The 525-nt window shown below is 65.9% G+C and carries 1 pseudogene; it reads left to right on the top strand.

The annotated features are described in order from the left end of the window. Positions 1–37: 37 nt before the first annotated feature. Positions 38–525 (top strand): annotated as a pseudogene (locus ACFPIJ_RS64500) (hypothetical protein); the annotation flags it as partial.

Genomic DNA, 525 nt, shown 5'->3' with positions numbered 1-525 from the left:
AGGTCAGTCGTGTGTGAGCTGGTTCGAGGGTTGACTGTTGGTCGGGAATCCTGAAGAGTTGCCGGTATTCATGAGTGATGGTCGATATCGGCGATCTGGAGTGGTCATGGGTCTGGCGGTGGTGCGGTCGTTGGACGCGCCGCGCCGCCTGTCGACGCAGACCGAGGTCGACGACTTCGAGCAGGAGTTGGTCGACCAGTACCTGTTGGCGGCGGTGGGCGCGGGCTGCGCGGACGCCACGGTGGCTTCGGACCGGTCGGTACTGTTCGAGTTCGTCCGGTTCCTGGGGCGGCCGGTGTGGACGGCGCAGCCGAGCGACGCAGATCGGTTTCTGGCCGCGGCGCGCCGGTCGGGTCTGGCCCGGTTGACGGTGCAGCACAAGGCGTGGTCGTTGGCGCATTTCTTCGACTTCCTTCTGGTGCGGTATCAGGGCGACATCCGCCGGTTGACGGGTGTCGTGGTCGAGCAGGTCATCGATGAGTTCAACCGGCCGGCGAACGCCGACTACGGGTCGGTGCGGGTGCC

Origin of the sequence: Dactylosporangium cerinum, assembly GCF_042653625.1 — a bacterium.
GTDB classification, from domain to species: Bacteria; Actinomycetota; Actinomycetes; order Mycobacteriales; family Micromonosporaceae; genus Dactylosporangium; species Dactylosporangium cerinum.
Note: the sequence above shows the minus strand (reverse complement) of the source record. Positions and strands in the feature narration are given on the sequence as shown.